This is a genomic window from Aquiflexum gelatinilyticum, assembly GCF_024813435.1.
Lineage (GTDB): Bacteria > Bacteroidota > Bacteroidia > Cytophagales > Cyclobacteriaceae > Cognataquiflexum > Cognataquiflexum gelatinilyticum.
Genome location: NZ_JANAEZ010000001.1, coordinates 512386 through 527062 on the forward strand (window position 1 = coordinate 512386; position 14677 = coordinate 527062).

12 protein-coding genes and 1 pseudogene are annotated in these 14677 nt (G+C 40.1%); 1 reads left to right on the forward strand and 12 read right to left on the reverse strand.

Going from position 1 to position 14677, the window contains the following annotated elements; all coding sequences use genetic code 11:
• Positions 1 to 236 precede the first annotated feature (236 nt).
• A pseudogene (locus NK987_RS02130) lies at positions 237 to 1070 on the forward strand (sialate O-acetylesterase).
• 234 nt (positions 1071 to 1304) lie between these two features.
• Here NK987_RS02130 and NK987_RS02135 read toward each other — a convergent pair.
• The 12 genes from NK987_RS02135 to NK987_RS02190 form a co-directional block, all read right to left on the reverse strand.
• Positions 1305 to 1517: a hypothetical protein gene (locus tag NK987_RS02135; RefSeq protein WP_258422021.1), complete on the reverse strand. Its 213-nt coding sequence runs from the start codon at positions 1515 to 1517 to the stop codon at positions 1305 to 1307.
• 409 nt (positions 1518 to 1926) lie between these two features.
• Positions 1927 to 2184 (reverse strand): VF530 family protein, encoded by a 258-nt coding sequence (locus NK987_RS02140; protein ID WP_259262528.1) that lies wholly within the window; start codon positions 2182 to 2184, stop codon positions 1927 to 1929.
• A 92-nt stretch (positions 2185 to 2276) separates the two neighbouring features.
• Positions 2277 to 4118, reverse strand: coding sequence for a hypothetical protein (locus NK987_RS02145; protein WP_259262529.1), 1842 nt, complete (start codon positions 4116 to 4118; stop codon positions 2277 to 2279).
• A gap of 160 nt (positions 4119 to 4278) precedes the next feature.
• Positions 4279 to 4560: a hypothetical protein gene (locus NK987_RS02150; protein WP_259262530.1), complete on the reverse strand. Its 282-nt coding sequence runs from the start codon at positions 4558 to 4560 to the stop codon at positions 4279 to 4281.
• A 38-nt stretch (positions 4561 to 4598) separates the two neighbouring features.
• Positions 4599 to 6776 carry a carbohydrate binding family 9 domain-containing protein gene (locus NK987_RS02155; RefSeq protein ID WP_259262531.1) on the reverse strand — a complete coding sequence of 726 codons (2178 nt, stop codon included), beginning with the start codon at positions 6774 to 6776 and terminating at the stop codon, positions 4599 to 4601.
• A gap of 228 nt (positions 6777 to 7004) precedes the next feature.
• On the reverse strand, positions 7005 to 7811 hold the full coding sequence (locus tag NK987_RS02160) for a metallophosphoesterase family protein (protein ID WP_259262532.1): 807 nt from the start codon (positions 7809 to 7811) through the stop codon (positions 7005 to 7007).
• Complete coding sequence (locus NK987_RS02165; protein WP_259262533.1) at positions 7808 to 8530, reverse strand: DUF3307 domain-containing protein; 723 nt, start codon at positions 8528 to 8530, stop codon at positions 7808 to 7810. Before NK987_RS02165 ends, NK987_RS02160 begins: the two co-directional genes overlap by 4 nt.
• The gene (locus NK987_RS02170) at positions 8527 to 9171 is read right to left on the reverse strand and encodes a SatD family protein (RefSeq protein WP_259262534.1); all 645 of its coding nucleotides are present in this window, start codon (positions 9169 to 9171) and stop codon (positions 8527 to 8529) included. Before NK987_RS02170 ends, NK987_RS02165 begins: the two co-directional genes overlap by 4 nt.
• Before the next feature lie 210 nt (positions 9172 to 9381).
• Positions 9382 to 9576: a hypothetical protein gene (locus NK987_RS02175; protein WP_259262535.1), complete on the reverse strand. Its 195-nt coding sequence runs from the start codon at positions 9574 to 9576 to the stop codon at positions 9382 to 9384.
• 225 nt (positions 9577 to 9801) lie between these two features.
• Positions 9802 to 12558, reverse strand: a complete 2757-nt coding sequence (locus NK987_RS02180) for a M14 family zinc carboxypeptidase (RefSeq protein ID WP_259262536.1) — start codon at positions 12556 to 12558, stop codon at positions 9802 to 9804.
• A gap of 265 nt (positions 12559 to 12823) precedes the next feature.
• On the reverse strand, positions 12824 to 13234 hold the full coding sequence (locus NK987_RS02185; protein WP_259262537.1) for a rhodanese-like domain-containing protein: 411 nt from the start codon (positions 13232 to 13234) through the stop codon (positions 12824 to 12826).
• 115 nt (positions 13235 to 13349) lie between these two features.
• A complete protein-coding gene (locus NK987_RS02190; protein ID WP_259262538.1) occupies positions 13350 to 14495 on the reverse strand; it encodes an aminotransferase class V-fold PLP-dependent enzyme in 1146 nt (381 codons plus the stop codon).
• Positions 14496 to 14677: the final 182 nt, after the last annotated feature.

Genomic DNA, 14677 nt, shown 5'->3' on the forward strand with positions numbered 1-14677 from the left:
AGGTTGATTTAGAATCCAAAAATTAACCATTATATTTTAATTATTTGGGCAATCAAATTCTGGATAAACCACTTGGATAAGTTTTGAAGACATTTGGTCAATTTTTCACACCTATCATAGCTTAAGGTTGATTAACTTTCATAAAATCAATAGCCTAATTTTTGGCAGGATCTAAAATCAGACCACTGTCCCCAAAGTCAAATCCTTGAGATATAAAATTTCAAAACCATTATAATATGAAATTAAAACTAGCAGCTCTATTCCTAATTACAATCTTATTTACCGGAACAAAAAGCCAAGCACAGGATCCAAACTTCTACATCTTCCTGAGTTTTGGTCAGTCCAATATGGAAGGGCATGCGAGGTTTGAGCCGCAGGATACTATCTCCAATGAAAGGTTTATGCTCATGCAGGCTGCTGATTGCCCAAATCTTCATAGAGAAAAAGGGAATTGGTACTATGCTGTTCCTCCACTCAGCCGCTGCAATACCGGGCTCACTCCGGGTGATTATTTTGGAAAGACCTTAATCGCAGGTCTACCTGACAGCATCAAAGTCGGGATCATCAATGTCTCTGTGGGAGGCTGCTAGATCGAATTGTTTGACAAGGATAATTACCAAACCTATTCTGAAACAGCTCCCGGATGGATGAAAAACATGATCGCGCAATATGATGGCGATCCATATGGCAGGCTCTTGGAACTTGCCAAATCCGCTCAAAAAGACGGTGTGATCAAAGGCATTTTATTGCATCAGGGAGAATCAAATACCGGCGACAAGGAATGGCCAAACAAAGTGAAGGGGGTTTATGATAACATACTTAATGATCTGGGATTGGAAGCAAACTCAGTCCCTTTACTTGCAGGTGAATTAGTCGGAGCAGCCCAAGGTGGTAAATGTGCAAGCATGAACCCCATCATCCAAACACTCCCAAGGCATATTCCCAATTCATTTGTGATTTCGTCTGAAGACTGCCCTGCAGTTTCAGATGGTCTCCATTTTTCAGCAGAAGGTTACCGAATACTAGGAACAAGATATGGTGAAAAAATGCTTTCTATTTTGGGAAAATAAGGTTTGGAAAAAAACTTCCCGTTCCAAATAATGGGTTAAGACTAAAAAAAACAACCCTTACCACTAAAAAAAACCGGGGATTTCTGAAGTTCTTAACCTCAAAAATCCCCAGACCAAAATGCAACCATTTAACCTTTTAATCAAATGAACATAGAAAGTTCATTACCAAAAAACCAAAAACCTGTACTAAACTAGAATTTAATCCTTTAATCTTTTCAATTCTAAAGTGTCAGTTTAGACAGACACTTTCTTGTTTTTTACGCTGTATGACCTCCAATAATACCAAACAAAGCCAAGTTGCGGCGCAATCATCAAAAATGCATTTGGAATGATGGATGAAACATTTTTACCGATTTCAATCCCGACCATGTCATAAAATGTCAGGATCGAAAGGACTGCAAACAGTGCATACAAATTTGCTTTAATAAATTTTGTTTTATTTTTCATAACAATTCGGGTGGGGATTAAACAATACTTCAAATACGAAAACGAAAAGAAATAAGTGTTCATTGGGTGATCAAAATCTCTATTTCGATTCTAATATGGGACAAAAAAATCAAAATACAAACTCTTTAATCCGTCTTGCTTTGAGTTAAAAATACCTGAAAATGAAGTAATTAAAACACTTCCCATTACATCATTTGATTATTGTAAATCGATTCAAAAAAACTGCATTTTACTTTTTAAAATGCTTAATATGGTCATTTCGGGAATTAGAAAAAAAATTTATTTTTTTTAAAAATAATTTGAAATATATCCTTTGATTGTCAAAATCTGAAAAATAACAGCTTACTATACAGGAATAATTTCAGTTGGGTCAATGGAAATAAATGAGGGCATATGTTCTTGATAAATATTAAGCTCGCCTTTCTCTTTCAATGGATTTAATATAAAAATCCTCCACCTTTTTTCTTGCCCAATCTGTCTTCCTCAAAAACTTCAAACTTGAATTTACAGAAGGATCATGCGTAAAGCATCTGAAATTGAATCTGTCGCCAAGGTATTCCCATCCGTGTTTTTTAACCAAATAATCCAAAATATCTGCCAATCGGACGCCATGAAGAGGATTGTTCAGCTGTTTTTCAGCACCGTTCAAGTTATTATCTTTTTCCATGGAGGCAAATTTATTGTAAAAAGGTTCCGCATACAAACCTCCTGATTTTTAGTCAGGAAAACCGAAAATTAGCGATTGGTGCTGCAGATAGGTCAATCGACAATTTCCCCAAAGCTCAAAACAAGAATCTGTTTAGTATCTGAAAAGGTAGAAGCCTCCAAAAAAACATTTTTTTCATTGTCCACTGTGCCGATATAGACCATTTTGTGAGCGGCCAACATTTTCTTCAACTCACTTAAATCTACCAAAAGATCTGCAGGGATATGCTTACCTACCTCCAAAAGATTGAACTCCGCTCCTTCTGCAAAAGCAAGTTCGGTAAATAACCTATCGAGATTTTTCTGAAAAGAAATCTGTGCGATATACCTTGCCGCAAGTTTGTGGGAAAGCACGGTATTGCTTTTAAGCACATTGGTATTGAGAAGCTGTTCTGTGACCGGATCTCCAAGAATGGTAACAATTTTTGTCATAAAACTCTGGTCATTTCTGTTTTTAGAAACCAATAACATAGTCAGCCTAAATCCCTGTTCATCATCAAGATTGATGATAATATTATCATAATCGACTTCATGGAGACCCTGGAGAAAAGCAGGCATAAAATATTCTGAAGGCTCCTCAAATACAAAATGTGATTCCTCTAAAGAGGCCAAGCTGGACACATCCATAAAATCATCAATGTTCCCCAGGGGCCATGCATTGCCTACCACACAGATTTTTTTACTTGCAGCTTCTTTAGGTGGAATGATTGCTTCGTTTTTGACAAACAATGGTTTGGATGTCAAAGATTTATAATGGAGATCTTTGATGTTTTTGGTTAAAAACAACATCCAATCTGTAGATTTTGCAGTTTCTCCAAATGGGCAAAGGCTCATTTCAAAGCCTCCTTCTTTGTTGACACCAGAAAAACCCAGCAAGGTTCCACCCTCAAAACTGAACAACAGCTGTTCATAATAAACCCCTCCAAAATCTCCCTTATCCAAAAACCGTTTAGGGTCAACAAAATGAATGGTGGACCCATCAAATGACAAAATTTCAAAAAAGGCTTTATAGTAAACCACATCCACTTTAGCCCTTGCCAAAATGCTGCCGATGACATCTCCCGGTGTGATGACTGCAAATAAGGCTCCTGCGCCATGGGAAGTCAGTTCCAAAGCAATTTCCCTGCTGTCAGGACTGTTTGACAATTCGATGGAGCATTTGATAGGGTGTCTTGAACCTTGCCTGTCAGATAGGTACTTAAAAAAAGTCTGATTATTTGTAAGGGTTGTTAGGATTTTGAGGTTAAAATTATCTGCTGCAAAATCATCCCCTTCCCTTTCTGGCAATAAAATAACGATCCCTAAGGCATTTGTAATTGACAGCTTTTCGTAGGTTTGAAACGCTAGTGGATTTCCCTGTCTTATAAAAATATCAAGATTTCCCCATCGGTCTTTGTCGAGCAAAGTCCTGAAAGAGGACACTATATTGTTATCAGAAAAAAGAAGAACCACATTTTCAATCGATCCTTTTTCCTTTGCCCTTAAATTAAATTGATCAAGGATTAAAGGAAGTTTGATGTTGTAATTGATAAAAACAGTATGTCCGGTGCCTTTGTAGGGCAAAGAGCCACTTTTGATATTATCGATTAATTTGATCAATGCAGCTGACAAAACCGAAATGATGAAAGAAAATAAAACAAGTCCCAATAAAACAAGGATCAGTCCTGAAGCGATGGGGACAGGACCTTTGGCATCAGAGTAATAAGAAGGATCAGCAAAAATCTTGTATGTCAAAGGCAAGTCTCCCACAAATGGAGAAAAAACAATGATAATGACAGCACTTGTTAGAAAAATCGCTATCAATTGCACCCAAACTGATGCCAATGCAAACCGCTCAGGTGTCAATATCCTGCGTGAGTTTCTTAGAAAAAATTTAAATCTTTCGAGTTTTGGCAAAGTTGCGTTAGGTTTTGCATTAAATATAATAAGCCTATATCACTTTACCACCAATATAAGTTGGTCTATTCATCCAATAGATTAATTTGATAAGAAACTTTATTTGATTTTTGAATTTCAATATCAAATAAACAATAGAAAAGATGGCGGATATTAGGATTCAATCATGTCCGTTCATTCCAAGGAAAAATGCTCCACCCACTAAAATAATAAACACCATCGCCTTTATAGCCATCAATAAATACGGTTTGATATTGCTTTTGGATTGAGACCTGTCAATAAGGTGAAAAACAAAACCTGAAATTCCCCCTGCAGCAGGTACCATGATCATAGGAAGTATAATCTGAAGGTCATTTTCATTGTTTGGGACACCTCCAATAAGGCAAAAAAACATCAATAAGAGCCAAGAAAGAATGACTGACTTGAATACTTTTTGTAACATAACGATATCACAATTTTAGTTGGGCTGTACAAACTTAATTAAATATTCCACCAATAAGTGAATTTAAGTACCACAGACCTGTCTTTTGCAAAAAAAGGAGCGGGAAGATAATTATCGGTAAATACAAGAAAGATATCAGAAGCAGGTTTGAATCTCCACTGCACTCGGGTGTTTAGATTGATGTTATCTACTTGTTCATTGTACTGAACAAATGCTGTGACAAAGAATTTATTGGTCAAGGTCAAATCTAATCTGGGACCTACCAGCCAAAAAGTGGTAATTCCCCAAGGTTCGGTTAGGTGGATTTCATTGTAGTTGGCATTCAAGGTCATACTGAAATAAGGCTGGAACCTATACCCCAATTCCCCACTGACATTGTACCTGTTTCCATCGGCATAATATCCTCCTAGCCTACTCGCAAAAGCATAGGTAAAAATGCTTTGAGGCTTGGAGGTAAATTCAGTTCCCCAGGCAAACCACTGATGTTCCGTACCTGCTTGCAGTTTTTCTCCTCCAAGGTTTGTAGGATCAAATGGCTTAAGTAGCTTGATATAATCATGTGCAAACCAAGTGGTAAAGACACTTTGGGTCCTGAACCTCACCTTATATGACACATAGGTCTCATTGTCAGTCTGATTCATTTTGGTATCAAAAAATGATTTGGTACTGAATTCAGGTCCATGACTGAGAATTTTTTTGCTTTCCGGAAAAAACAGGTACCCAACAAGAGGATTAATCTTGTAGAAACCTGTTCTTGGGACATAACCCACTTCGGCAGTATAATTTTCAGAGACATATTCATGCTGGAGATTCCAATAAAGATTCCCGCTTGTATACCTCAGGTTTGCAGCATAGACAAGGCCGTCACCACCGGTCATGGGGTTGAACGACTTCAATACAAAGGCTTTTCCTGTCCAAAGGTTGTTAGAGGATGCATAATTGAATTCAAGTCCTACATTTCGGTCATATTCGGAAGTGGAAACGGAATCTTCCGGTAAAGGTGGTGTAAACATACCAGCCTGCCTCGTGACAACGATCGCACTCAAGTTTGATCTTGCCAATACCCTGCGCTGTAAGGTGAGAACCGAAAAATTCTGTGCATCGAGGTTTTCCTCTTCCACCTGTCCTGTTTGCATGGTCATGGCGCCTATCCTCCAGTCTTTGTTCAATTTGCCACTGAGCCGGGCACCCGCCTGAATGGGTGCTTTCAGACCGATTCTCCTTGAGAAAAAAGGCCGAATGGTTTCATATCCGAAGTTGGCAAAGAGGTCTCCATTTTCAAGAAAAAACTGCCTCCTCTCAGGGAAAAAGAGCTCAAATCTGTCAAGATTGGTAACCTGCTTGTCTACTTCTACCTGTGAAAAATCAGGATTGACAGTCAGATCAAGGTTAAGGGCAGACCCTAAACCGATTTTGGCGTCCATCCCAAAAGAGTTTCTATAAACTGGATCCTCCCCTTCTTTCCGGTTTTGGGAAAGACCACCCAATCCATAAGGAATTACAGAAATATTGGGACCTGCTGCAGGAGGGGGATTGTCCCATACAAGAATACCTGTATAGGCAAGGGAAGCCGATGGGAATTGGCGGGGTACAGGTGCCCAACCTGATTTTTCTGTTGTCTTTAGATCAAGCCGGCTAAAATTGATCCCCCATTCCTTAATTCCTGATTTATAACGGATAGATTTGAAAGGAATTGATGCTTCAAAAACCCACCTGTCCTCATAATTTTTTACTTTTGATTCCCACTTATTGTCCCAACTCAAGTCCACCTTTCCGCCATCGTACATGATGCCGTCCCATTGTGCACCTGCTGCATTGGCTCCAAAAGAAAATCCGTTGATTTGATCATCAAAAGGATCCATAAAGAGCAGGAAGTTGTCGTTTTTCCCAAAACTAAAATCCCGTCTGAGAGACTCTACCATATATGGTCCTTCCATGGCGTGGTAATTGACGACAATCAAGTAAAGATGTTTGTCATCATAAGCCATCCTGACATCCGTTCTGACATCAGCGTAGCTCGTATCCATCGGAGTAATCATAAAAAAATCAGTCGCTACTTCTGCCTCCTTCCATGATACCTCATCCAATACCCCATCGATCACAATGGGATCGGTGGTCTTGCGGATATTCAGCCGATATGCATCATTGATTTTTTGGGAAAAAGAGATGGATATTAGACCAAAGCAAATTAAGACCATCAAAATGGCTTTTTTCATGGATTTTGGGGAAATATAGGCGAGCAATGCGAAAGTATTCCAAGCCCCAAGGAATTTAAACAATTCTTTTTCTAAGGTTGGAGTAATTGTTAAGGATGGGTAATTATCAGTTTGAGAAAAATGGAAATGTCGACTTAAAAATCAGTAATATTTGAAACAAGCCTTGTGAATTTTTGACAAAATCACACCATTACACCCTTAAATTGATTTTACTATTTCGGTATGGATTCAAAGCGTATGTCGGCTTAATATCAAGCCATCTTTCATTGCTTTGAGATAAGTGACCACTTTCCCATCTTCCCCTACTTCGCAAACCCGATATCCCGGATGAGGCGATCCCCAACTTCCCCCAAAATGTCCCGACCATAAATAGGGTTTTTTACTGTTGAACATGATGCCGTCCACATCATGGTCATGGCCATGAAATATGACTTTGACGTTTGGGTAAGCTGCTATCAGTTCCAATACCTCTCCGCAGGAAACACCATGTTTTGTCCAGTCATTTTGGGAAATATGGATGAATAAAAATACATGGGATAGATCTTTGAACTCTTCCAATTTGAATTTAAGAAACTCGGTATTTGCACAAAGGTAATCTCCTTCCTCATTGGAACTATTGGCCAAAATCATTCCATAATTTCCTTTTACTTTAAAGGCAAAATCAGCAGGAATACCCCAAATCCGGTTCCATTCAGCCTCTGAAACCCGGTCATGATTTCCTTTGACCGGAAAGTAAGGCACTTTCAATGTGTCGTAAACTGCTTTGACTTTTGGCATCAAAGCCGGATCATCGTGGATCAGATCTCCATTGAATACGACAAAATCCACGTCCTTTTCACCATTAACGGCCTCTATCAGTCTTGTATGAATTCCTTCAAAATCCGTATTTGGCTGTCCATAATGTCCATCGGAGGCAATGATAAACTTTAAGCTGTTATTTTCAGGAAAATCCATTTTTCCAAAAGCAAAAAAAGGCAGCGCCGAAACAGCAGAAGTTGCTAAAGTCAATTTTTTAAGGAAAGGACGCCTGTTCATGGTGAGAAGGTTTTTATCAGATAGATGCAAGCCAAAGCCGTGGTTATTGCCATGGCAAAACTCAGCAAAGTTCCGATCAGGATATATTCGGTCAACTTTCTGTCTTTGGATTCTTTCAGGTCACCAAACCTAAAAACGGATTTGGCAGCGATCAAAAATCCTACGCCCTCCCAATGGTCAGTGAGGATAAAAACAAACACCAAAAGTCTTTCCAATATCCCTATATATTTCCCTGCATTGGGAAGGGAATTTTTTGGGCCATCAGCGATTTTGGAAGACCAAGGTTCCAATAAGGCATTCATTATCACAGGAACTCCAAAGCTCAGAAAACTCACAGCTGTGACCACTGTCCAAACAGGGAATTCTTCAATCTTCCACAGCCGGTCCGTTTGAGGATAATCCCAGATAAGGGCAAGACTTATAAGCACAGCTACATGCAGAATTTGGTCAGCTATAAACCAAGCTGTCTTACTTTTCTTAGTCTGGAATTCCAGTTTTGCCCAATCGATCAAAAAATGGGAAATCAAAACCAATAAGGCCAAAAGCCAATATTGGAAGTTCCATAAAAAAACCATAACCAAAATCCCATGAATCAGGACATGAAAATATAATTTTGGAGAAGCTGCCTTTTTCTTTTCCTTTTCAATTACCCAAGACTTGGGTTGGAGCAAAAAATCTCCCAGAATATGGGCTAAGAGGATTTTGATAAAAATGATCATGGCATCAGTCTCTTTAGTTTTTCTCTATAAAGATCGTGTAGTTCCAGCATTTCGGAATGATATGCCCTTCTCAATCTTGCACTTACTGAGTTCTGTTCAATTCCAAGGATTTCCCCGATTTCTACTTGTTTTAAACCAGGTCTTTCCAAGATAATTTTCATTATTTCTGCCGAATTATTTGACCAATTGTCCATGACAATCAAAGCAAGCTTGAGCATCAGGTTCATTTCTTTGTCAAAATCTTCCCATGGGGTTTGGACCAATAAGTTCTGTTCCTTTGTTCTCAATTGCTCAAATGCCTCACCCGAATTTATATAAGCAGATCCTGTGCGCATGCCTAGGCTTTCGGCATTTTGTTCCCTCTCCCCTATGCCAATAGCCATCCTTACGTCTACGGGGGCAGTTCTTTTCTGTTGGCTTTGGGATTTGATGGATTTCAACGTGGCCTTTATAAACATTGCTTTTTTAAGCGCCTCCAAAGAATCTGCTACTTCGACTTGGAAACTGTCCCCGCGGAAAATCTCCCAAGTTTCATTTTTGGGTCCCCATGAATTGAACAATGATTCCAAAGGAAGGTACCAATCCTGTTGATTGGCTAACTTTCTTGAATCGACGATATCTCCTGTGATGACGGCAAGCATAACCAAATATGCTATTATTTAATCGATATTTCAAAATATCATCTAATTAATAGATATTTAAATTTATTGATAAATAAGTAGATTTATCCAAAAAGTAAGGAGAGGTGAATGATTTACTGATCCATCTTGAAAAATTGCCAAATCCCAAATCCCAAGAAATGAATGTTTATTTCAAATCCTATGTCTTGGGCAGGACTTAGCAGAAAGGAATTATTTCTTTCTAGACATGATTACTCCAATTACCAACATTGCGAGGCTGATAATTACAGGTGTCCAATTGGCAGTACTCACAGCAATATCCATCCCAAATAATTTAAAACTTTCCGAATCCTGCATCGCCTGAAATCCGAAAATCACTGTTCCAATTACACCTAAAATCACCAAAATTATCCCTATTGCTTTCATATTTTTTTATTCAGAGTTTATTGATTTCAATAATCATACATTAGAAAAATGACTTTATTTTTAATTTTTAAAATAAAGCTATCCCTCTAGTACTTACCGTTAAGTCCAAATACCAGACCAAACTTGGAATCTCAAAAAAAAATCCCGCAGTATACTTGAAATCCAATGATATATAACACCGGGATCATCAAAATCTACTGCAGGATCAATATGTAAAAACCCCCTTTATCTTAACCTATCCCAATTGATGATAGCATTCCAAACCATGGGAGCATCGGCATGGTTGAGGTACCGGTGGAGAGGATCGAAAGTAAAGGCAAGGACGTTTCCTTTTCCGACAGGAACATTAAAGACAGCGCCATGACCGATGATTTTATCTTCATTTCTCACCATACCGGCAACCACATAAGGGACATCTTTTCCTTCGGATTTGGCAGGTTTCTCCACTTTGGGCTTATCAGGCATCCCCATTATCGGACCTTCAAATTCCAGTTCATCTTTCAATGGTTTATTACCGTATTGCACGAGCATCAGGTTACGGTTATACTTGTCAGTTTGTAGCAAAGGCCCATTTCCACGGAAAATGGAGAAGGTTTCAGGATACCCATACATTACCGGATGGCCTGTATTTCTTGCCTTTGCCTGAACAATAGAACCGGGATGAAATAAGGCTCCCTGATCTGCAGGACTGAGTTCAGAAGCAATACCAAGCTCAGCCATAATCGAACTTGTATTGTCCAAAGTGATCAACAAACCACCTTCTTCTACGAATTTTTTCAGATTGTCAACACCCAAAAAGCCAGGCCCTCCGGTCATGTCAGTAGTAAAATCAGGAAACCCGTGGGAAGGAAATTCAGCAGTTTTGGTAAAAGGCATGGGTCCAAATTTATTGTCTACACCGTGCACAAAATTCTTGGCATTACCTCGAACCCTTGGCAAAAGAATGACATCAAAACGGCTTTTCAAATTGCCAGCTTTTAAATCATCCTTGTCAATGGAAGTATAAGGTATTTCTCTTTCTTCGAACGTATATCTAGACCAACCTTCATCTTGGGTATTGTACCACGTGTGGTAGATGGCTACTTTAGGCAATTTAACAGCCTGCTGATCCGCCGCAGAGACATTGGCACCTCCTGATTTCAGATCCAATCCAAAATTCAAAGCTACCTTTTTGGCTAGGTCTGCATTGATTTTTTTGATCAAAATGGCTCCTGCCGAAACGGTATCTCCATCGACAACAGTCTGCTTGGGCAGAATGGTTATTTCAGCATTTTTGTTTGCCGCTTTGATGGCATACAATGCAGGAAGAACCGTGTTTTGACCTTTGTATTTCAAGATATACGAACTGCCCTGTCCATTGACCTTACCCATATATTTTGGGTTTTCGATCAGTAATCTCAGCGTATTAACGTCAAAATCGATGCTGTCTTTTTTCTCTACTTTTACGCCGTAGAGATAAGGCAATGTCCATGCAATCGCATCGTAAGGAGGATATTTGGCATCTTTCGGATAGGCTTGAGGCGTCAAAAGTGACACAGCAAGATTTCTATAGGGCTGTTCTGACAATACTACATAATTACTGTCTGACTCATGGACTTCGATACCCTGAAGCATCAGCTGCTTCGCAAGGTAAGCCACCATGGCAGGATCACGTTGTTCCTTGGCGATGGTGAAAGCTTTTGCACCTTCAGTTTTCCCCTTTTCGACACTGTTATATCCTTTTTTATAAAAATTCTGAAGCAGCATTTTACCATTATTGGCGGCATAGGACAGCGAAGCGATGACACCGGTCATGGTGTAGTTGATGTTATTTCTGAATGACCAATAGACCTTTCCTGTGGCAGGATCTGGACGGTACCATTCTTTGGAAGTGACAAGATCTCCAGCAAATCTCGCATTGCTCAAATCTCTTAAGTAAGTATCTGCTCCGGCATTGCCAAAAGTTTCATAAAAGCGGCCGTTGGAATTGTGGTTGTTCGCTACCCAAATGCCATAACCTGGCCACCAACCGTCATAGAATGCCCAGGTAAAAGCTCCCGGCATTCCTTCAGATGCTACTTTGGCCACATCATGGTTGGCCATGATCTGCCATTCGCTGACAGTAATCGGGTCTACAAAATCATTGTAAGGACCTGTCCCCGTAGAAATGTAAAGCAATGGAACCGACTCATGCAAGTCGAGCATCACCGTTGGATGGAACTCAAAGAAGCCCTTGAAGATGGATTTGGTGATTTCCTGTGAAACCTGCAAACCATCCCTGTTATTGTCATGGAAGACATATTTGGCCCAATAAGGAGAAGACCTTGGAAACCCATCATCAAATTCTTTTCTTCCTTTGGAATAGCGGTAATACCAATCGACCTGCTTGTCCAAGCCATCCGGTTCAGAAATTGGATTGATCACGGTGATCACATTGTTCCTGATATCTTGGATGTCTGAAGCTTGGGATGTTGCCAATCTGTACGCAAGTTCCATTAACATTTCCGGAGAACCCATCTCGGTAGCGTGCATTCCTCCACTGACATAATAGACCGGCTTGCTATCCAAAATAATGGCTTCAGCTTGCTTGGGATCGGTTTTCCTTGCATCGGCTAACTTTGCGAGTTGGCTTTTGTAATGATCGATCCGCTGAATGGCATCCTCATTTCCAATCACAATCAGGTAAAAAGGCCTACCCTCCTCGGTTTTTCCCATCTCCTGCATGTGTACCAAAGGGGAAGTTTCCGCGAGTTTTTGGTAATAACCGTAAATCTCGTCCGAGCGGTGAACATGACCTTCGGCACCGATGATATGTCCAAAATGCTTGAGTGGGGAAGGAATCGTGGGATGGTCGACTACATCTAAAAGGAATTCGGGAAGAAAGCGCTTGTCTGTGGTAAATTCCCTGATTTTTTGGTTGTAAACTTCATCGATTTTTTGTGCCTTCAGGGGAAGTATTGCTATAAAAAAAAGCAATACCCCAAGGCGATAAAATCTATTCATGGTGGTTGGATTTAAATGAAATATCAAGCTACAAAAAATATATAGAACCCAAAGGGGGAATTTATTTGGGAGGCCGATTTTGGAAGGTGGCTATTGGGTAATTGCGTTAATGGTTATTGGGTTAATTGGTTAGAGGATATTTGTTTAGAAAAAAATAAGGGGATTACTCTAGAGTTTTTGAATGGGACCAGGGCACTCGACTGTAGGATCTTGCCACTCGTCTCTCGCTTCTCGTATCTCGCTTCTCTCCTTGGTTCTCGTTTCTCTAATCCGGTTTCACCACTTCAAACCCATTTCTTCTCCAATCCACAATTCCACCACTGAGGTTATAGACTTTAGTAAATCCATTGTTCAAAAGGATTTCGGCAGCTTGTCTGCTTCTGCCCCCTACTGCACAATAGACATAGACTTCCTTGTCTTTGGGAAGGCTTTGGAGTTTTTCTTCAAAACCACTTTGGTAAATATCGATCACGTAAGCATCAGGAATGATTCCCTGTGCCACTTCCTCAGGAGTTCTCACATCCAAAACAATCCCATTTCCGGAAGCCATTAGATTTTTGAAGGTGGCTGCGTCGACTTCTTCCATCTTACCGGAAACAGATGAAGTATCCGAAGTATTTGAATTGCAGCTTACCAAAATGGCCGCTAAAAAAAGGAAAATGAAAATTTGTTTCATAGTGTTTGAGATTTTTGGATACCAAAGATACTTGAAAACCTATTTGACAATTGCGGACAAAAGTCACAAAGTCATTTTTCCCTTTAAAATAAAAGTCAAAATAATTTTTAGCTGATCAAAGTCCTTTCAATGTCTCGATCAGCATGGCAATATCCTCTTCTGTATTGTACAAATGGGTAGAAACGCGGATGGCTTTGCCGCGGACTGAGACGTAGATTTTGTTTTCCTGCAGCTTAAGAAGCAAGGTTTCTTGAGAAATTGACTGAGGCAACAAAAACCCAAACAGGTGCTTTGCCCGGAATTCATCCTCTTCAACCCAATAGCCATTTTCTCTCAGGTAGGCTATCAAAGGTTGGGTAAGTTCATGGCAGTAAGATTGGATGTTTTCTGTTTTCCATTCCAAAATCTGCTCAATGGCCGCGTTCATCATCGGCAGCAGGATAAAGTTGCCGTATTCCCCTACATTGTACCTTCCTGCACCGGGTGCATAATCATCCACATAATTGGTCAAGCCGGAAAAATTTTGTGCATTGCTTCTAGTGACCCAAGTTTCCTCCAATGGTATCCCATTATTAAAATACTCCGAATAATACGCCAACCCGATCGAATATGGTCCCATCAACCATTTGTACCCGGCGCAAATCAGCGCATCAATCTGACATGCTTCCACATCGATCGGCAAAGCGCCAACAGACTGTGTTCCGTCCAGGATGAAGAATGCGTCGTTTTCTTTGCATTTCCGGCCTATTTCGGCAAGGTCAAAAAGTGTTCCATCTGTCCAATGGATTGTCGACATAAGGACGACAGCCGTGTCTTCATTGATGGCTTCGAGGATTGCCTCATTCCATTTTTCACCTCTTTTCTCCAAAGTTTCCGGTGCTTTGATGGTTTGGAGGGATTTATGGTTGTCTCTGCACCATTTCTCAATCGCATAATAGCCACTCGGAAATTCCTCAGAGACGACCAAAGCTGTGTTTCCGTTGTCTTTTGGAAGGTTTTTGACCGCTGTACTCAATCCATAGGAAGCAGCGGGGATGATGGCGACTTGTTTTGCCGGACAGTTTACCAACTTCCCAAAATTGCTTTTAAGAATCTCGGCATTTTCAAAAAAGTCCTTTGGTTGGATATTAGTGGGATTTCTTTTTCGGATCAAGGCCTCAATGCCGATTTCTTCCACTGATCGGAGCATTGGCGACATGTAAGCGCCGTTTAGGTAATGGATGTCCTCAGGGATCTGGAAAAGGTGTTTTTGGTTTTTCATAAGGTAGACACAAAGAAAGAAAATACAGCCCACAAAGACACGGAGGCACAAAGGAAAATTATAAATGTCTCTCGCAAAGACTCAAAGACGCAAAACGATAAAAAGCTCATTAAGACACAGAGCCACTAAGGAAGGTTTTCTACTATCCTGCTTCTCCAGAAGCTGGATTTGTTTCACGCTAA